19 protein-coding genes and 1 tRNA gene are annotated in these 19,170 nt (G+C 37.7%); 3 read left to right on the top strand and 17 right to left on the bottom strand.

What is annotated here, in order from left to right; genetic code table 11:
- Positions 1-32 precede the first annotated feature (32 nt).
- From U9R83_RS03960 to U9R83_RS03925, 8 genes are all read right to left on the bottom strand, one after another.
- Positions 33-1,361, bottom strand: coding sequence for a 6-phospho-beta-glucosidase (locus tag U9R83_RS03960; protein WP_243548760.1), 1,329 nt, complete (start codon positions 1,359-1,361; stop codon positions 33-35).
- Positions 1,358-1,687 carry a PTS lactose/cellobiose transporter subunit IIA gene (locus U9R83_RS03955; RefSeq protein WP_014461523.1) on the bottom strand — a complete coding sequence of 110 codons (330 nt, stop codon included), beginning with the start codon at positions 1,685-1,687 and terminating at the stop codon, positions 1,358-1,360. Before U9R83_RS03955 ends, U9R83_RS03960 begins: the two co-directional genes overlap by 4 nt.
- A gap of 13 nt (positions 1,688-1,700) precedes the next feature.
- Positions 1,701-3,059, bottom strand: coding sequence for a PTS cellobiose transporter subunit IIC (gene celB / locus U9R83_RS03950; RefSeq protein WP_014461524.1), 1,359 nt, complete (start codon positions 3,057-3,059; stop codon positions 1,701-1,703).
- Positions 3,060-3,072: 13 nt separating this feature from the next.
- A complete protein-coding gene (locus U9R83_RS03945; protein ID WP_014461525.1) occupies positions 3,073-3,378 on the bottom strand; it encodes a PTS sugar transporter subunit IIB in 306 nt (101 codons plus the stop codon).
- A gap of 162 nt (positions 3,379-3,540) precedes the next feature.
- Positions 3,541-5,490 carry a BglG family transcription antiterminator gene (locus U9R83_RS03940; protein ID WP_115653082.1) on the bottom strand — a complete coding sequence of 650 codons (1,950 nt, stop codon included), beginning with the start codon at positions 5,488-5,490 and terminating at the stop codon, positions 3,541-3,543.
- A 259-nt stretch (positions 5,491-5,749) separates the two neighbouring features.
- Positions 5,750-6,328 carry a TetR/AcrR family transcriptional regulator gene (locus tag U9R83_RS03935; protein WP_243548758.1) on the bottom strand — a complete coding sequence of 193 codons (579 nt, stop codon included), beginning with the start codon at positions 6,326-6,328 and terminating at the stop codon, positions 5,750-5,752.
- Between the two features lie 4 nt (positions 6,329-6,332).
- Positions 6,333-7,055, bottom strand: coding sequence for an MBL fold metallo-hydrolase (locus U9R83_RS03930; protein WP_014461528.1), 723 nt, complete (start codon positions 7,053-7,055; stop codon positions 6,333-6,335).
- Positions 7,056-7,186: 131 nt separating this feature from the next.
- Positions 7,187-7,525 carry a general stress protein gene (locus U9R83_RS03925; RefSeq protein ID WP_014461529.1) on the bottom strand — a complete coding sequence of 113 codons (339 nt, stop codon included), beginning with the start codon at positions 7,523-7,525 and terminating at the stop codon, positions 7,187-7,189.
- Positions 7,526-7,972: 447 nt separating this feature from the next.
- On the opposite strand from U9R83_RS03925, the gene U9R83_RS03920 reads away from it, so the two are divergent.
- Positions 7,973-9,364, top strand: a complete 1,392-nt coding sequence (locus tag U9R83_RS03920; protein WP_014461530.1) for an amino acid permease — start codon at positions 7,973-7,975, stop codon at positions 9,362-9,364.
- Between the two features lie 72 nt (positions 9,365-9,436).
- Here the strand turns inward: U9R83_RS03920 and U9R83_RS03915 are convergent, their stop codons facing one another.
- From U9R83_RS03915 to U9R83_RS03895, 5 genes are all read right to left on the bottom strand, one after another.
- Positions 9,437-9,571: a hypothetical protein gene (locus U9R83_RS03915; protein ID WP_014461531.1), complete on the bottom strand. Its 135-nt coding sequence runs from the start codon at positions 9,569-9,571 to the stop codon at positions 9,437-9,439.
- Between the two features lie 129 nt (positions 9,572-9,700).
- Entirely contained in the window at positions 9,701-10,330 is a 630-nt protein-coding gene (locus U9R83_RS03910) for a copper homeostasis protein CutC (RefSeq protein ID WP_014461532.1), read from the bottom strand.
- Positions 10,331-10,394: 64 nt separating this feature from the next.
- Positions 10,395-11,840: a DEAD/DEAH box helicase gene (locus U9R83_RS03905; RefSeq protein WP_182421375.1), complete on the bottom strand. Its 1,446-nt coding sequence runs from the start codon at positions 11,838-11,840 to the stop codon at positions 10,395-10,397.
- A 194-nt stretch (positions 11,841-12,034) separates the two neighbouring features.
- Complete coding sequence (locus tag U9R83_RS03900; protein WP_328575069.1) at positions 12,035-12,388, bottom strand: hypothetical protein; 354 nt, start codon at positions 12,386-12,388, stop codon at positions 12,035-12,037.
- A gap of 160 nt (positions 12,389-12,548) precedes the next feature.
- Positions 12,549-12,620, bottom strand: a tRNA-Val gene (locus tag U9R83_RS03895).
- 328 nt (positions 12,621-12,948) lie between these two features.
- Between U9R83_RS03895 and U9R83_RS03890 the strand changes: the two genes are divergently transcribed.
- Positions 12,949-13,704, top strand: coding sequence for an arylamine N-acetyltransferase family protein (locus tag U9R83_RS03890; protein WP_115653079.1), 756 nt, complete (start codon positions 12,949-12,951; stop codon positions 13,702-13,704).
- Between the two features lie 27 nt (positions 13,705-13,731).
- On the opposite strand, the gene U9R83_RS03885 is transcribed toward U9R83_RS03890, so the two are convergent.
- Positions 13,732-14,181 carry an Lrp/AsnC family transcriptional regulator gene (locus U9R83_RS03885; protein ID WP_014461537.1) on the bottom strand — a complete coding sequence of 150 codons (450 nt, stop codon included), beginning with the start codon at positions 14,179-14,181 and terminating at the stop codon, positions 13,732-13,734.
- Between the two features lie 172 nt (positions 14,182-14,353).
- Here U9R83_RS03885 and U9R83_RS03880 point away from each other — a divergent pair, with 172 nt between their 5' ends.
- Positions 14,354-14,974, top strand: coding sequence for a YitT family protein (locus U9R83_RS03880; protein ID WP_014461538.1), 621 nt, complete (start codon positions 14,354-14,356; stop codon positions 14,972-14,974).
- Positions 14,975-15,011: 37 nt separating this feature from the next.
- On the opposite strand, the gene U9R83_RS03875 is transcribed toward U9R83_RS03880, so the two are convergent.
- The 3 genes from U9R83_RS03875 to U9R83_RS03865 form a co-directional block, all read right to left on the bottom strand.
- Complete coding sequence (locus U9R83_RS03875; protein WP_014461539.1) at positions 15,012-15,623, bottom strand: DUF1349 domain-containing protein; 612 nt, start codon at positions 15,621-15,623, stop codon at positions 15,012-15,014.
- Positions 15,624-15,777: 154 nt separating this feature from the next.
- Positions 15,778-17,106 (bottom strand): GntT/GntP/DsdX family permease, encoded by a 1,329-nt coding sequence (locus U9R83_RS03870; protein WP_243548753.1) that lies wholly within the window; start codon positions 17,104-17,106, stop codon positions 15,778-15,780.
- Between the two features lie 268 nt (positions 17,107-17,374).
- The gene (locus U9R83_RS03865; RefSeq protein WP_014461541.1) at positions 17,375-18,901 is read right to left on the bottom strand and encodes an NCS1 family nucleobase:cation symporter-1; all 1,527 of its coding nucleotides are present in this window, start codon (positions 18,899-18,901) and stop codon (positions 17,375-17,377) included.
- Positions 18,902-19,170: the final 269 nt, after the last annotated feature.

The following is a 19,170-nucleotide window of genomic DNA, read 5'->3' as shown; positions in this document are numbered from 1 at the left end:
TCGAATACGTACTGTATTCGAACAGCTTGACTTTAAGCTTGAACCGTTTTAAAAAATTGAGGCAAGTAATCTTTATGAGCTTCTAGCATCTCATCGACAATTTGTTTAGCTAGTTTATCAGAAGCCACAAGAGGATTAATGGTTAATGCTAAAATAGCTTTGTCATAATCTCCTGTCACTGCTGCTTCAGCTGAAATCCGCTCAAATGACTTAATTGTTTGAACAAGACCTCGGACAGGTACGGGAAGGTCTCCGACTGAAATTGGTTTTGGACCATCTTTTGTAATGATACAGCTCACTTCTACAGCAGAATCAGCTGGAATGCTTGCAATAGCGCCATTGTTTACTGTGTTTACAGGTTGAATATCCCCATTATCCGTATAAATGGATGTAATCAATCGTACCGCTGCATCACTATAATAAGCACCGCCGCGCTGTTCTAATTGAGGCGGTTTAATGTCTAGGTTAGGATCTTTGTACAGTTCAAACAGCTCTTTTTCCAACTGTTTTACGACTTCTGCTCTCGTTTCACCTTTTTCATAATTAACAAGCTCTTTTTCTACCATTTCACGCGTTTTGTAATAGTACATGTGATATGGACAAGTTAATGCATTCAGCGATTTTGTAAATTCCGGCTCCCACCCAAGTCCCGCTACATTCTTTACAAAGCTGCTGTTAGTTGGATCACTCAATAAATCAATAACTTGATCTTTGACACTTACCCCATCTACATATACATCTAATCCGTAGACCATGTGATTTAAACCAGCAAAATCAATTCGAATGCGAGAGTGGTCTACATCAAGCAGCTTAGCAATCCCCATTTCCATTCCGATTGGCACATTACAAAGTCCTACAATCTTTTTAATGTTACTATAGCGGAGCACAGCTTCTGTTACCATGCCCGCAGGATTTGTGAAATTAATCAGCCAAGCTTCTGGACATAACTCTTCAATGTCACGGCAGATATCTAAAATAACGGGAATTGTGCGAAGTCCTTTAAATAATCCGCCCGGTCCGTTTGTTTCTTGACCAAGCACCCCGTATTTAAGCGGGATTCTTTCATCTTTCGCTCGTGCATCTAACAAGCCAACTCGAAATTGAGTCGTTACGAAATCCGCATCTTTTAGTGCTTCTCTTCGATTTAACGTTAAATGAACCTCGATTGGCAAACCTGATTTTTTCACCATTCGCTTCGCTAAATTTCCAACAATCTCTAATTTTTCTTTTCCTTCTTCCACGTCTACTAGCCACAGTTCTCGAACTGGAAGTTCATCATATCGTTTAATAAACCCTTCTATTAGTTCAGGCGTATAGCTTGAACCTCCGCCAATCGTTACAATCTTAATACCTTTTGTCATAATGTAATCCCCCCAGAAATTTTGATTGCTTCATATAAATCTACAAATTCAGTAGCCATTTCTTTTACCGTCATCGCATTCATTAAATGATCTTGAGCATGAATCATGAGCAGAGAAATGTCTGTGCTATCCCCTCTAATTTCTCCTTGAATTAACGACGTTTGGATATGATGAGCAGCATTTAATTCTTCCGCAGCTTGTGTAAGCTTTTCACGTGCTTCTGAAAAATCCCCATTTTTGGCAGCCGCTATCGCTTCCATTGCTGAACTTCTGCCGTTTCCACCATGTAAGATTAATTTAAAAATATATTCTTGAACGCTTTCCATTCTTTATCCCCCCTCACACAATATCTTTCTGTGTATCATTCGGTACCCCTTCAACTGCAGGCTGTATACCATTTTCTTCAGTGAATTTTTGTTTATCCCACATTCTAAAGAAAGGATAATAAATGCAAACAGAAATTCCGATGTTAATAGCTTGCATAACTGCACCCGATAATTTTCCTCCTGTGGCCAAATAGCCAGAAATAATCGGAGGCATGGTCCAAGGAACCGCAATACCTGCTGGTTTTGCTACCAGTCCTGTCGACATGGCAATATAGGTTGCTACTACCGTCACAAGAGGGGTAATAATAAACGGAATAAGCATCATTGGATTCATCACCATCGGAAGTCCAAAGATGATTGGCTCATTGATATTAAAAAGAGCTGGCCCTATTCCTAATTTACCAAGCTGCTTCATTTGTTGACTGCGCGCTTTTAAAATCATGGCAACGACTAGAGCTAGTGTCGCTCCGCTGCCTCCGATATTAATCCAAATATCAAAGAACTGCTGTGTAAAAATATTTGGTAATGCTTCATGGTTAGCAAATGCAATTCGGTTTTCATCCATAGCTCCATACCAAATTGGAGCCATAATTCCACCGACAATATTCGCTCCATGAAGTCCACATGACCACATGAGCATAATAACAAGCTCGGCAACTAGCGTACCGCCTAAACTACCGCCTAACACACCTAAAGGCTTTCCAAGCAATTCTCCAACAATATTGTGAAGACTTCCAAAATGCGTTTGTTCTACTAACAAACGTAAAATCCAAATAAATGCTATTACCGTGAAGCCAGGAATAAGAGCGGCAAACGATTTTCCAACAGCGGGTGGAACTCCATCAGGCATCTTGATGACAATATCTTTTTGAATAAACCATCTGTAAATTTCCGTAGAGAGAATCGCGACAATCATTGCTACAAAAAGTCCTTTACTTCCCATTAAAGCGGTTGGAATTCCGCCGTCTACTAAAATGGCTTCTTTAGCGCCGCTTGGGAGAAAGGACACTTTATACGGAGTAGCAAGTAAAAAAGCAGCAAGTGAAATAGCACCTGCGGACAAAGCATCTACTCCGTATTTTTCGGCTAATCGATAGGCTATTCCGAAACAAGCAAGCAGCGCCATAATATCGAATGTAGCTCCAACTGGATAGGCCATTTTTGTTGCCCATTCTTTTCCGAAAATCCCTGCCATAAAGTCGTTGTAACCTGGTATCGGTAAATTCGACAGTATTAAAAATACTGAACCTATAATAATGAGCGGCATTGTCAGAACAATACCGTCTCGAAGTGCTTGTAGATGGCGTTGACCCGCCATTTTTCCGGCGATAGGCATTACTTTGCTTTCAAGCATACTATTAAATTTGCTCATGTAGTCCACACTCCTATTTTGAAACTAGTTGAACTGCAAATTTTAACACTTGTTCTCCATTACACGTTCCGTAGTGAACAGGATTTATAACGTCAACTGGCACTCCTTTTTCTTCACCTAGCTTCTTAAGCTGCGGCAGCAAGTAGCGCACTTGAGGTCCTAATAAAAGTACATCTGCTTGATCAATATGGTTGCGAACAGAGTCACCAGGAACCGCCCAAATTTTATACTCCGTACTTTGGTCCTGAGCACTTTTTTCCATTTTTGTTACTAGTAAACTTGTAGACATTCCAGCTGCACAACATAATAGAATATTCATTTGTCATTCCCCCGTTTTTTTATTTTGCTATCTGTTTTGTTGATAGTTTTATCTTAAAATAAAAGCGCTTACATTTATACACAACCTTTTTCCGCTACTAACGGAAAAATTATGTTTGAACATTCAGATAAAAAAAGAAGTCCCTCTCTCAGACTTCTTTTTTTATCTAATATTTTTCATAAACACCTCGATAAATTCCTCATAATCCTTGCACTTTACTAAGCGCTGCACGACCTGCTTATCATCCACAACGCGGACTAACAAACTGTACATCTTCTGCAAATCGCCTTGATTATTCGCTTTTACACTTAAAAGGCAAATAAATTGTACGAGGTTTCCTTCCCACATAATCGGTTTTTTCAACGTGCAAATGGCCCAAAACGTCGTATCCGTTTGAGGAACCATAGGATGAGGAATCGCAACGAGATTGCCAAAACTTGTTGGTGATGCAGCTTCTCTTTCAAAAACAGATTCTATAAATTGAGAAGGAACTAGTCCTAGATGAGTTAATTTCTCTCCTAAAAAATGAAGTACTTCTTCTCTCGTTTGAAATTCTTGCTGTAAATATACTAATTCTTTTTTCGTGTATTCTAACGAAGACTGCGGTTTATTCTTCATTAAACATTCAATTTTTTTAAAATCATTGTTTCCTAGAATTGTGCTTACTTGTACTACAGGAACAGGAAGATCCTCTGGAATTGGAATGGTACTAACAATAAAATCTAAAGAGTGCAGCGACATTTGGTGAAGCTTATAATACTGAGTTGTTCCTAAAATAGTAAGATTTAATCCAAACGTAGCCTGCAGCTTATATGATAATAGCTTGGCACTCCCTACTCCCGATGCACATACAATCAAACAGCGCTTAGGCTGATTGATAATTTTCCGACGTTCAATGGCCCCTCCAATATGTAAAGCTAAATAGCCAATTTCCGTTTCATGCATGTCAATTTCAAGGCGATTTTTTAAAACCTTCCCAGCAATAATTCCAGCTTCAAAAGCAAGAGGGTAATGACTCTTAATTCCTTCAAGCATCGGGTTTCGCAAATTCATTCCATATTTATAGCGGTTGATAGCCGGTTTCAAATGTAAGCTCATACCAAGAATCAGCTCTGAATCTTGACTAATTCCTAAATGAAGCTCTTTTTCAATTGCTTCTAATATAGCCGCTGTTAATTCATAAATATCTGCGGCAATAAACTGCTTCACTTCTTTGTCTTCATGATTGCTACTGTTGAGCATTTTTGTACCTAACAAATGAATGGCAATATACGCTGTTTCTGATTTCGGAAAACGAATCTTGAATGCCTTTTCAATTTCCCTCACAATTTCAGCTGCTACTTCATATTCTTTATGCTCCATAATTTCAAGCAAGTCTTCTGAATACAAAGAGATAAAATTTTCTTCTTGTATTCGCTTACAAGCTATTGCTAAATGAATGATTAAATTGTTTAATCCAATATCTGAAACCATAATATTATATCGTTTTATTTGATTTAAAATGTGGGCTTTAATCGTTAAGATTGATTCTTGGGGCAGGATGGATATTTCATTGTATACCATATCTACTTCTTTATCTTTTCGGTTAAATATGTACTCAGAAATACAAAACCTCATTTTCATTTCGTCCCCTTTAGCTTTCAAGCCGTAGTTAGGACGTTTTTCTAAAAGAACATCATACTTACACAGCTGTTTTTTAACATCTCTTAAATCATTTTGAACCGTTGATTTGCTAATATACAACTCGTCTGCTAAATCTTCGAGCTTCAAATATTCGTCTGCTAGCAGCAGTCTTTTAATTAAATAATGCACACGGTCATCAGGAACGGTTGGAATAGAAGTTGAATCAAATAATTGATTAGCCGAAAGTTCTTTTAATAGCTGATGAAATTGTTTTTCATCTAAAACGCTAAGCTCATATCCTGTCCCTCTAGCTGATTTAATTTTGGCCCCGTACTGAGACAAAATGTCATCTAACTGTTTTATATCCGTTCGAATAGTTCGAGAAGATACCTGATTTACTGTTGCTAAATATTCACTCGTAACGGTTGATAATGTAGACTGTACGGACATTAGTTCTCTTAATATGACGATCATTCTTGAATTAAGCATGTTTGTTTCTCTCCATTCTCAGAAGATTTCCCCTTTATAACATAAATTAAAAGAGCTGGTTATTTTAAACAAAAGCAAAAAATACCTAAACAGCAACAAACAGAAACTATCTTTTCTGTCCTTGCAGCTTAGGTTTTGCCTGCTTCATCAGTAACAACCCTAAAACAATAGGAATAAATGTCTTTATTTGTAATCTATCATTCTTTCTGTTTTTTTTCAATTTCCACTAAAGCGTTAGGCTTAGTGGCATTAATGAAATTTATGGGGTCTGTTCATACCGGTGTAACCCCAATACGAACGTACGAATTAAAAAATCTAGTGTCTCATCAGTACTTAACGGCATCCCAAATCCCCCTTTTTTCTCCAAAGAAGAAAACCCATGTAAAATGCTGCGAAGACTTCTAACAGCATGAAGGGCTTCATTTTCCGGAAGATGATACGGTTTCAACACCTCCAGCACTAAAAACACGATGTTATCAGATGCTTTTTGTACTTCCTCATCCTGTATCCTTGGTGCTACCGTTGCCGTTGCTTCGTATATTCCGGGAGACTTTCTTACAAATGAAACGTACGCTTTACTTAGCTGATAAACAGCGTCTTCTGCAGAAGCATGTTCAACAGCACTTTTTAGAAGATAGTGTAGCTGCTGCAGTCCACTTAAAGCCAGTTCTTTGCGCAGCTCTTCTAACCCTTTTATATGGTTATATAAAGACGGTGGACGAACATTTAATTCTTTGGCTAATGAAGCAATTGTAACAGCATAAAATCCTTCACGATTGGCTAAATTTTCACCTGTTTGAATCACCTTTTTGAAATCTAGTCCTTGTCGTGGCGACATCCCTTCATCCCCTTTTCTCTATTTTTATTTTTGCTTGTTGTATTGCTTTTTCCATCAATTTTAGCGGCTGAGAAATAATTCTTCCGTGTCCAACAGCAAGAAGTGACGGATTTAATTCATATAACTTTTCTGCACTTTTAAGCGCTAGCTCTTTGCTCCACGTTCCAAAGGCAGGAAACGGAAACAGCGGTTTTAACTGACCTGATACCGCAACTCCTCCCCGCACTTGGAAAGAATCTCCGGCAATTAATGCGTTCGTTCTCTGGTCTAAAAATGACATAGACCCAGGTGTATGTCCAGGTGTAAAAATAGGAGCAAGTGAGCCTATATAAGACTCTTCTTCGATGAAATGATCAATTTTAGTTGAAATCTTTCCTGGTTTTGGTATTCCTCCACGGATTGGGTTTTGAGGTTCTTCAGAATTCAGTATGAAATCTCCTGAAAATAATCGATAATCTCTTTGCGACATATAAACAGAAGCATTCGGCAAACTTTTCTTCAAATTATCAATCGCTCCGATGTGATCTTCATGAGTATGTGTAAAAACAATGCGAGTAATCGGTTTTCCAATTTGATCTGCAGCTTTCAAAATACCTGACGCGCTGTAAGGAAGAGCTGCATCAATTAATGTAAGACTGTCTTTCTCTTCGACTAAATAGCAATTCACTGGAAAAAAGCGAGGCAAAAACGTCAATTGATACAACATTTTCTCACAAACTATTCTCATTTCCTCATCCCCTATTATCAAAATAAAAACTAATAGTATTAGTTTTTATTTTAACTAATGCCATTAGTTTTATCAATCATATATTGGAAAAACAGAAAAAAGATAGATGCACCAGCACCTATCTATCAAAACTAAACGTCTTTTCTTTCTCCCGTAGCAGCCACTACAATCGCACTACCTTTCTTTAACTCTTCTTCATATTTTTTAGTTTCGTCTTTTGATAAGCCTAGTGAAGCCATTTTTGTTCGAAGCTCATCTTCTCTTGTTAAGAATAAACTCGCTGCTGAATGTAAAGGACCTTCTTCAGACAGTCGAATAATATTTGTATCCGTTACTTCTGTTAAATTTTTAGAATTTTCCTTGTCATAGGTAAAAACGTATACTTCATTTTTCTCAAAACCTTTATCTGTAAATTGATTAACTGCTTCGTTAATATTCGCTCCGTTTTCTACTACTTCAACATGTTTCATAATTTATAACCTCCTGTTTCTATTGCGCATCTTTCTTTTATCCTTAGGAAAAAAATAAACTTCTTACTACTATATATACCCGTTTTCAGAAAGGAAAACCCGCATTTAGCGCTTTACAGAGAGTTTGAATCTTATTTCATATTATCTTTTAATTAAATATATACCTCTTTTGATTAACGCATCTAAAACAATCATTCAGCTTATTTTCAGCTACCATTCATAAGAAATTCATCTACATTGCTTACTATAAGAAAGGGAAAAGACGCTAATCAGGTACTTTATACGCATAATGAATGTCTGTGTCAGAGTAAGCCAGATATGGATGCAACAATTCATATCCGGTTTTTTTACATGAAAGAACTTCTAACAATATCCTGTCCTTGCACCTTATAACATACTATAATTCTCCATATTAACTAAAAATTCAGGTTATATAGGAGGTCACAAATGAACAGCCATCCACAGCCACAGTTAAAAAAAGAGTTAAAGATCCGGCATATCACAATGATTTCTCTTGGAGGAATTATTGGGGCTGGATTGTTTATCGGAAGCGGATCACTTATTAACACCGCTGGACCTGGCTCTATTTTTTCGTACGCATTTGCTGGTTTGCTCGTTATTTTAGTCATGCGAATGCTTGGCGAAATGTCTACTGCAAATCCTTCCAGCGGTTCTTTTTCCACTTATGCAAAAGAGGCATTAGGCCCTTGGGCCGGCTACACAATTGGCTGGCTATACTGGTTTTTCTGGGTTATCGTTATTGCTGTTGAAGCCATTGCAGGTGCAAATATTATTCAATACTGGTTCCCGTTTTTGCCATCTTGGGGAGTAAGCCTGGCTCTTACTTTTTTATTAACAATGACCAATCTGTACTCTGTTAAATCTTTCGGAGAATTTGAATATTGGTTTTCCCTCATTAAAGTCGTCAGTATCGTTCTTTTTTTACTTTTAGGTATAGCTATTATTTGTGGATTCATTCCAGGAATCGATTCTCCCGGCACTTCCAACCTTTTGCACAAAGGCGGCTTTTTACCGAATGGAATTAGTTCTGTATTTTTAGGCATTGCCCTTGTGATGTTCTCCTTTATGGGAACAGAAATTGTCGCAACCGCAGCAGGTGAATCTTCTCAGCCTGAAAAAGCCATTACCATCGCGACCAATACCGTTATTTATCGCATTTTGTTTTTCTATTTAGGATCTATTTTTATTTTAGTAACCGTTCTTCCTTGGAATTCATCAAGCCTAATGAAAAGTCCATTTGTATCTATCCTTGAATTAGTGAATATACCTGCTGCAGCTCAAATTATGAACTTTATTATTTTAACAGCTGTTCTTTCCTGTCTGAATTCTGGTCTATATACAAGTTCTCGTATGCTGTTTTCCATGTCTCAAAATGGTGATGCGCCAAAAAGCTTTTCAAAGTTAAATAAAAAAGGCGTACCGGTTAGCGCGATATTAGCGTGTACAGTTATCTCGTACATCAGCGTCATCTTTAACTACATTTCACCGGACAAAATCTTTTTATTCTTGGTAAATGCATCAGGTGGCGTAGCACTTCTTGTCTATCTGGTTATTGCATTTTCACAGATTAAAATGAGAAAAAAATATGAAAAAGAAAATCCCGAAGCATTAAAAATTAAAATGTGGTTATTTCCTTACTTAACTTACGCTACAATCCTTGCCATCACTAGTATTTTTATAGCCATGGCATTTATTGATTCATTACGTTCTCAGTTCTTCTTAACTCTTTTAATTGCTGTACTCGTCGTAGGTTCTTTTTTCTTTCAGCGTACCAAAATGACGAGCGGCTTAGCAGGCAAAGAAAATACATCAAAATAAACGCGGTTGAGACATAACTAAATGAATCCAATCTAAAGACGAACAAGTGAGATAGATGAGCTGGACTGCTTATTACACCGCAGTTGATTTCCGTGCAAGGCTTCGCTTTCCGCGGGCGGCCGCTGAGCCTCCTCGTCGCTTGTGCTCCTGCGGGGTCTCATCTGTTCCGCTGTTCCCGCAGGAGTCTTCGCCTTGCCCTCCAATCACCTGCTAGAAGGAACGAAACACATAAAACTATATTTACCATCACAAAAAAACGAACCATCAATCAAACATGTTGATTAGTGGTTCGTTTTTCACTTTGACTAAAATATTTTTGTCCCAGCCTCTTTTTATTTAATCCGATAAATCTCCTACAATTTTTGTTCCGTGTAATTCGGCTGCTTTTGTTTCTTTCATAACCCGCTCTGCGTCGCCTTCATGAATTCCTCCGCCGGGCAAAATAATAATACGGTCATTAGCATATGTGATCAATTCTCGGATCATATGCAAATTTTGCAAAGCAGATCCTTTCCCTCCTTTGGTCAAAATACGGTCTGCTCCCAATTCACTAAGTATATCAATTGCTTTGTATTTATCTTTAATCTCATCAAATGCCATATGAAACGTAACGCTTAAAGGACGAGCTTCTGTTATTAACTCTTTAGTACGTCCGTAGTCGATTTCACTTTCTTCTGTTAATATGCCGAATACTACTCCATTTACTCCAAGGTTTTTACATGCTTTAACGTCTTTTTTCATAATTTGAAATTCTGCTCCCGAATATACAAAGTTGCCGCTTCTCGGGCGAATAATCACGTTGATATCTGTATCAAGATGTTCGCTTGCATATTGAATGGTGCCGTAACTTGGCGTAGTGCCTCCTTGACTGAGATTGTCACATAATTCAATGCGGTCTGCTCCTAGCTTTTCCGCTTTTTTTGCCTGCTCATACCCTTCTACACACGCTTCTTTTATGTACTTCATACTCTCAACTCCTTTATTGGCTGTATAAATAAAGCCCACCTTTAAAAAGATGGACTTCCTTCTGCTATTTAATCGCTTTATGAACTTTTAATTTCTTTCCTTTAATCGTTTTGTTTTTCATTGCTTGTAACACTTTTGGACCTTTTCCATTCAAAATCTCTACATAAGAGACATTTTCTTGGATCGTAATAATTCCAATATCGTCTGCGGTTACTCCGTCTAATTTCGCAATTGTTCCCACAAAATCAACCGCTCGAATTTTCTTTTTCTTTCCTCCGTTAAAATACAGCTTCATAATGTCTTTATTTAATGACTCACTTTTATCTTTTTTAACTTCTGGACGTTCATTGATTTTTTCAGTAAAAGCGAATGCTGCCTGCTGTACTTCTTCTTTAGAAGGAGGAGTAGATGTTGGAATTGAAAAACCGATATATTCTTCAATTTCCGATAGCATTCTCTCTTCATAAGGCGTTACAAATGTGATAGCCTTCCCTTTTTTACCGGCACGTCCCGTTCTTCCTGTACGGTGAACGTAGCTTTCTTTTTCTAACGGAAGGTCGTAGTTAATAACGTGTGTGATATTATCAATATCAATTCCTCGTGCAGCTACATCTGTTGCCACTAAATAGCGGAATTTACCTTTTTTGAAATCATTCATAACCTCAAAACGGTCTTCTTGTACCATTGCCCCATGAATTTTATCACAAGGATACCCAAAATCATCTAAATCGTCTAACAGCGTATTTACCTGCTCTTGTGTGCGGCAAAAAATGATGCAGCTGTCCGGGTTTTCTACTGTAGTTACGTCTTTCAGCAGTTCAAACTTACGTTCATTTTCTACTGTTATAACAGAATGGTCAATCGTGCTTGTTGTTAATCCGTTCGCTTTGATTTCAACATCAACCGGCTTCTTCATATATTTGCGAGACAGCTCTTCAATATCTTCAGGAAGCGTAGCCGAGAAAAGCATCGTTACACGCTCACTAGGAAGATGTTGAATAATTGCTTCCACTTGATCAATAAAACCCATATTTAGCATTTCATCTGCTTCATCAATAACCAAATAACGAATTTTCTCTAATGCAAGCGTTTCTTTTTCTATATGATCAAGCACTCGTCCAGGCGTTCCCACGACAATATGTGTTTTTTGCTTTAATTCTACTTTTTGCTTGGCAAATGGTGATTTTCCATAGACAGCTGCTGCTTTAATTCTCTTAAAACGGCCGATATTGGTAATATCTTCTTTTACCTGTGCAGCCAGCTCTCGTGTAGGCGTTAACACTAAGGCCTGAGGCTTATTTTCTTCCCAATTAACTAATTCACACAGTGGAATGCCAAAGGAAGCCGTTTTTCCACTTCCTGTTTGAGACTTCACGACAACATCTCTTTCTTCTAGCGCGATGGGAAGCACCTTGCTTTGTACTTCCGTAGGATGATTGTATTGCAGGCTAGAAAGTGCCTTAGCTACCTTGTCACTAAGACCGTATTGACTAAAACTTCTTTGATTCATTTTGTACCCTCATTTATTTTAAATTAGTGATTATCTTTATCATGACCTGATGCACTATGTTTCATTATACTTTAATTCTTCTATACGCGCTCAAAATTTCAAATCACATCAGCCGCTTTTGAATATAAACTCATTTTTAAAGTCCAACTTATTTTCAGTTCATACACCTACAATATACAAAATCAGTAAACTAACTAAGAAATAATAAGATAATAGCGCGCACTGTTAATAGTTTGTTTTGAATATGTAGCATAATCTGTGCAATCTATCCACTTGTATCTATCTAATTTCTTTTCTAACTTTTCACTAATTTCGTCTTCAACCTCGTGCATTAAAGCAACCGTTTCGTAAATGCTCATCCCAAAACGTTCAGCTGCTTGGTGGTGAGGAGACTGCTGTTTAAGAAGTGTTAAAAAATGTTCTTTCGTCTCAGCTTTTTGCGCTAAACGATCTTCGACTCCCTCAATGAATTGATACAGCATTCGCTTGTTAAAAGGAAGAGAAGCAACTATATCTCTTGCAAAAACCTCCATCATCTTTTCATTCATCGTCGCTCCACCCTTCATCTTTAAAACAAATCATAGTTTTACTTATTTAGTTTCAATTATTATAAACGTAATGATTACGATTTACAATGTGGCATTCTTCCTAAACCAATGAAGAAAGTGAAAAAGCCGCTCTCTTATTAATAAGAAAACGGCTTTGGTATGAGCGATGAGGGATTCGAACCCCCGACCCCATCCCTGTCAAGGATGTATTCTCCCACTGAACTAATCGCTCGTAATATGTATTGACTATATTATAGAAAGAGTTATCCAATTTTGTCAACTATTTTTCCACAGTTCCCAAGTTGGAAGGATCGTCTTTACTTTTGATAAAATAAAAACATGCCATAAAGGAGCGTGATGGGATGAAAACGCATATTGAATTTTATTTTGATTTTGTCTGTCCACTATGTTTTCTAGTAACTAAGCCTTTAAGAGAAGTCATTAAAGAACAAAAAGCTAAGATTGAAAGGATTCGCTTCCAAAGAGACAATCGAAAAAGCGCTGTTACATGAACATTCTGCTAAAGACAGAGAGAAATGATTCACTAAGAGGTGTATTTGATGAATATTAATTATTACTTTAGTCGGTTTTTAGCTAAGAAACCGGATAGCCCAACCTATGAAAACTTAGCTGCTTTACAGAACAAGCACATGCTTCATATTCCTTTTGAGAACTTAGACGTTTTGTCTCAAACTCCTATTATCATTGATTTAGAGAGGATTTTTCAAAAAGTAGTTATAAATTTGCGTGGAGGATTTTGCTACGAATTAAACGGGCTATTTGGCTGGCTGTTAAAAGAAAGCGGATATGAAGTCTCTTACGTTTCAGCTACCGTCAAAAAACCCGACGGCACGTGGACAATTGAAGGAAGTCATGCTACAAACCTTGTGAGGGTTGAAAATCAGTCTTACATCGTAGACGTTGGATTTGGAGATTCTGTTCGCAAACCAATGCCTTTAAATGGCGAAGTAGTAAGAGATGTAAGCGGCTCTTACCGCATGACAAACGTTGTTGAGCATACGTATGATTTGCAGCGATGGGAAGATGATGTATGGAAAACGCTGTACCGCGTGTCTACGCTTCCTAAGAAACTGACCGACTTTACTCCTATGTGTGAGTTCAACCAAACGTCAGCCGATTCTCCGTTTGTACACAAACGTCTTGTTACGATCGCAACCCCTACAGGGCGCATTACCCTCTCTGGTGAAACGTTAACTGTAACAGATGGCGAAAAAAAGACGAAAAGAAACGTTTCAGAAGAAGAAATAACTGATATTTTACAAAATCATTTTTATATTATTAAAGGATTTTATTAATATGTCCTTACACAAAAAACCGGCCTCTTATGGGGTCGGTTTTTGTATAGGGGTAATCATTCTGTTTTCTACAGGCGACTTTAAAATAATTGAGGTATTCACATTTCCATAAGGAATCAGTTCATCCACTAGCATTCGAAGTCCATCCATTCCAGATACGGCTGCTTTGATAAAGTAAGAAACCGGTCCTGTTACGCGATGACATTCAAGCACGTCTTCATTTCGCTCAATAAAGTCTTCAAATTCCTCTGGTTTTCTTTTTAATTCGCTTACTTGAATAAACAGCTGTGTATCTCTTCCTAAAGCTTTCGGAGACACCGTAGCGCTGAAACGTTGGATCACTCCTCGTTCCTGAAGACGCTGCAGTCTTTCTGATACGCTTGGACGGCTAAGAGCCAGCTTTTTTGATAAATCACTAATTGTCATACGCCCGTCCCTTTGCAAAATAGATAATAATTGTGCATCGATTTGATCCATACAAACCTTTCCTTTCAAAATGAATATAATAAATAAAATCTTTATTCAAGTTGATAACAGAACAATCATTATTTCCTTCATTTATACATGTGTTTTCTTTATTTAATATCCTATCATTAAAGTAGATGATTGAAAATGAAAATTCCGAAAAAACAAACAAAGGGGTTTATTTATGAAAAAAGTTTTATGGATTATTCTTGGATGTACGATTGCGAGTATTGGTGTTCTTATCTTGCGGCACTCTCACGTAGTGACGGGGGGAACAGCTGGTCTGTCTCTTAGCTTGTCATATGCCCTTCCCTTATCGTTTGCGGTGATCTTTTTTCTCATTAATATTCCTTTTTATCTCTTTTCCTTCTTTCAAATGGGATGGAAATTTACCGCCACAACTATAGGATCAGTGTCGTTGCTATCGCTTCTCACTTCACTCGATCACTTACTTCCTTCTTTTACCCTTCCCAGCCTGATGGGTGCTGTTACGGGCGGACTAATTGCCGGCCTTGGCTTATCCATTTTATTTATGAACGGAGCTTCTCTTGGGGGTGCTAATATTTTAGCGTTATTCGCGCAGCGAAAATTCGGTTGGGATCCTGGAAAAGTGAATTTTTCATTTGATTTCCTTGTCGTGCTGTCGAGCATGTATTCAATTGGACTTTCAAAAGGAATTTTTTCGGTTATGTCCATTGCCATTACAGGGTTTGTCATTAGCTACTTCAAGCAAAAGATTGCTTTACACAATCAACCGACATCTCCTTCTGCCACACAGCCTTTAGATAATGCGCTTTCTAAATAAAAACCACAATTTAGCTGTGGCTAAATTGTGGTTTTTTTTACATTTTTTCTACTTTTATAAAATCAAATTGGGCTTCATATCCTTCTCCTTGAGGACTACAAGCGTAAATGCCAACTTGAACAGGTTCTTTGGTTGAGTTCAATAAGTGAGCGAGTCGGAGCTGAGTCCAAGAATCTCCATCACTTGAATAACAAACGGTGTAATCATCGTTTTTGCGCTGAATTTTAAAATAAAGCGCCGATTTGTTTTGAGTAAAATTTTGACTGGACCAATCTGAGAAGCCATGGTTGGTTACGACTGCTCCTAATTGGTTAGGACCATCGGGATTGTATTCAACTGACGTTTTGATCCACGTATCTTTTGATACACGAATCATGAGACCTGCCTGATCGTAGCGATTAACTGGATATGTATGCACCTTTGTCATGATTTCAAAGTCGCCTTCTACTTCACGGTAAAGAAAGTGTCCATTGTCCGCTTCAAAGCCATAATGAGTACGCTGCCAAAAATCTGTTTTAGCGTCTGTTTTAATCACTAATCGATTCGTTTCCGTATCAATTTGAAATTGAGCTGGTGGACAATACCAAGAAACGTCTGAATCTAATTTTCCTTCTGAAAAGTTTGTGAAAAATACTAGTTGATTACTCACTCTCTGTCATTCCCTTCTTAGAAGCTATTATTCTTCTATATCTATTTTGCCATAATTTAACGAATAAATAAAATATTTTGATTATTTTTCTTGTAAATTCTTTTCTTTCATAAAAAAATAAGACTCTTTTACATAGAGTAAAAGAGTCTTACTTTTAAATAATTGCATTTAGAATAAGTGCTCCTGCAAAAGCAATAAAGGATAGAAGCGTTTCCAGAACGGTCCATGTTTTAAACGTTTCTTTCACTGTTAACCCTAAATATTCTTTCACCATCCAGAAGCCTGCATCATTCACATGAGAGAACATTAACGAACCCGCACCCGTAACGATAACAAGAAGTTCTAAGTTAACACCGGACATGTGCTCAATGATTGGTGAGACAATACCAGCTGCCGTTGTTAATGCAACTGTTGCTGAACCTGTAGCGATACGGATCAAACCGGCGATTAAAAATGCAAGTACAAGTGGTGATAGAGACAGATGTTCAGACATTTGACCAATCGTTGTACCCACTCCGCTATCGATTAATACTTGTTTGAAGCCGCCGCCTGCACCAATAATTAAAACAATAGATCCTACAGGAAGCAAACATTCTTCCGTTAGTTTTTTAATAACATCTTTTGTCATACCTTGACGTTTTCCAAGCAGGTAAAACGCTGCAAAACAAGCAATTAAAAGTGCAATTAATGGACTTCCTATTAATTCTACAAACTTCACTACGCCGCTTGGCAATCCGTTAATAACAGGTGCTATAGCTGCTAAGACCATTAATAAAACAGGAAGTAAAATAACAAAGAATGAAACTCCTGTACCAGGAAGATCTTTAGATGTTGTCGTGATACGAATTAAATCAGGCTCTCCTTCTGGAATTACTCGTTTGTTAACCCATTTTGCAAAAACGGGGCCAGCGATAACTGCGGCTGGAATAGAAATGATTAACGCGTATAAAAGCACTTTCCCCGTATTTGCTCCGTAAATACTAATAGCTGCCATCGCTCCTGGATGAGGAGGAACGAGACCGTGAACAATTGATAATCCTGCAATAACTGGCAGAGCAATCAATAATATATTTTGTTTTGTTGTTTTATGAATCGAAATAACTAAAGGCAGTAAGATTAAAATTCCTACTTCGAAGAAAACAGGAATACCAATAATGAAACCTGCTACTAGCATTGCCCATGGCAGTCTTTTCACACTGAATATTCTTACGAAATAATCCGCTACCTGCATGCCAGCACCTGAATCGGCCATCAGCTTACCTAAAATTGTTCCCAGTGCTAAAATTCCTACTAAGTGGCCTAAAACACCGCCCACTCCCGTTTCGTAAGCGGCAACAATTTTATCCATTGATAACCCAGAAGCAATTGCTAAAAACAAACTTGCAACCGTTAAACTAATAAACGCATGCCATTTAAAAACTGAAACACCTACAATAACAATAACAATTGCGGCAACTGTAATAGCTAATAAGTATGCATCCATCTTGCTTTCCACCTTCCCTTTAAGTAAACGCTTTCTCTATGTAGCAAAAAAGCTCTACACCCTGTAAATTTTAAAAAATAAGTTCAAATTATCGAAATCGTTTACATTAATTAATTTAGAAAACGATTTCATTTTTTTATTACTTAAATTATATGAAAAAAAAATTCTTAAATCAATAAAAAAACTCAAAAAAATTTTATCAATTTTCTTCCATAGCGTTTTAACATATAAAAAAATCCAATCATGTTAATGATTGGATTAACCTTATTTATTTGGTGATGGTTGGATCAGCCGTTTGACTATCGATAATCGTTTTTTCGCTTGTTTTTAACGTTATTTCTTCATATTCCCCCGGCGCTAATACACTTTTATCTCCTCTCATGAGATACGTGTAAGCGATGATAGAAATGAATAGACCAAATGTCCAGGCATTATCCCATAAAAAGCGCAGTCCAGGAATGAGTAAGCCTAAAACGGGTATGGCCACGCCAATTACTAATGCATAAATCCCGTTTTTATTAAAACCTGTTGAATAACTGTAGCGACCGTTTACCTCATATAAATCCTTTAATGCCATCTGTCTCCTTCTTACAAGCCAGTAGTCAGCAATGGCGATGCCGTCTATAGGGCCAAGCAGCGCTCCGTATGTTCCAAGCCAGCCGAAAATATAGTTCCCGAAATTAGACATGATGTACCATGGCTGAAGTAAAATAGCAAAAATACCGGTAACTAGCGCCCCCATCGCAAACGTGATTTTCTTTGGATTCAGATTCTCAATTGCACGGGCTGGCGCAACAATATTTGCTCCCACATTAATCGTTAAAGAAGAAAGCACGATAACGATTGTTCCTAAGAAAATGATAAACGGAGGGAATTTAGCTACTAACGCCACTGGATCCCAAATAGCCTCTCCAAATATAACGATTGTTGCTGAGGTAACAGCAATTCCAATAAATGAAAAAATACTCATCGTCAATGGCAAAGAGAAGGTTTGCGCAACCATTTGAGATTTCTGACTTCTAGCATATCGACAAAAATCAGGAATGTTCAAAGCGAGCGTCGCCCAAAATGCAATAACTCCCGTTAAAGCTGGGAAAAATACGGCTAGAAATTCTCCGGTTGATGTAAATTTAGAAGGCGTAGATAAAATGGGGCCCCACCCTCCTGAGTTTGTATAAGCCCATATAAAAAGAATAATAGCTGAAATACCAATAACCGGAGCAGCAATTGCTCCTAATACTTTAATTGCTTGCGGTCCTTTATATGCCACTCCTACATTTAAAAGCCAAAAGAGAGCAAATACAATGGCTGTATGACCTGCTAACCCATTCCAAGACGAAAACGAAGCGCTTAGCAGCGTATCAATTGCTTCCGTTCCAATCCATGTATTAATTCCAAACCACCCAGCAGCCACAATAGCCCTAGCCAGTGCCGGGATATGTGCTCCTTTATCTCCAAACCACAGACGGGCAAATACTGGATAAGGAATGCCAAACTTGGTTCCAGCGTGAGAATTAAGCAAAATAGGAATAAGAACAATCACATTTCCTAAAAAGATTGTACCAATTGCTTGCCACCAGTTCATTCCAAGCGTCATCATTCCACTTGCCATTGTATAAGCTGGAATACACAAACACATCCCAATCCAAAGCGTAGCAAAGTTAACTCCTTTCCAAGAGTGTTCCTTCATCGTAGTCGGACGTAAATCTTCATTCCAAAGATCGCTGTCGCTCAGCTGATTGTGCGTCTCATCTGTGAGCGTCACAATCCCATCTTGCTCGATTTGTGTTTTCATCCATAAAACCCCTTTTCATAAATAAGTTCATTCCAAAAAACTAATTTTATTTGAATTTTCTGAAATATAAAGGCGTTTGTGACGATTCCTTCTAGTATGTGATAAATACTAACGTTATCCCTTATTATATTTAATGCGAAACGGGGATACACTGGACAAATTGTAACATTATTTGAGGGAACTTTTATATATTGTGTAGTGTTAACTCTTTTGATTGTTAGATAACCTAACACACAAAAGATCATCGCCTGAAAGCTTCAAGCGATGAT

It is taken from the genome of Priestia sp. LL-8 (assembly GCF_036227845.1).
Taxonomy (GTDB): Bacteria; Bacillota; Bacilli; order Bacillales; family Bacillaceae_H; genus Priestia; species Priestia zanthoxyli.
The sequence above is the reverse complement of the archived record's forward strand: the minus strand, read 5'-3'. Positions and strand labels throughout refer to the sequence as shown.